Below are 326 nucleotides of genomic sequence, written 5' to 3'. Positions count from 1 at the left end.
GGCCATGATGGCGCCGGTGCCGTAGCCCATCAGCACGTAGTCGGCGACGAAGACCGGGACCTGCTCGCCGTTGACCGGGTTGGTGGCGTACGCGCCGATGAAGACGCCGGTCTTGTCCTTGGCCTCGGCCTGGCGCTCGACGTCGGACTTGGAGGCGGCCTGCGCGCGGTAGGCGGCGACGGCCTCGGCGGGCGTGGCGTGGCCGCCGGTCCACACCTCGTGGGTGCCCTCGGGCCAGGCGTCCGGGGTGAACTTCTCGACCAGCGGGTGCTCGGGCGCCAGCACCATGTAGGTCGCGCCGAACAGGGTGTCGGGGCGGGTGGTGA

Annotated in this window: 1 pseudogene; it reads right to left on the bottom strand. The window is 72.4% G+C overall.

From position 1 onward, the window contains the following. Positions 1–326 (bottom strand): annotated as a pseudogene (locus OO69_RS48465) (class I tRNA ligase family protein); the annotation flags it as partial.

This window comes from Streptomyces sp. NRRL F-525, assembly GCF_000716605.1.
Taxonomy (GTDB): domain Bacteria; phylum Actinomycetota; class Actinomycetes; order Streptomycetales; family Streptomycetaceae; genus Streptomyces.
This window is presented reverse-complemented; position numbering and strand designations above follow the sequence as displayed.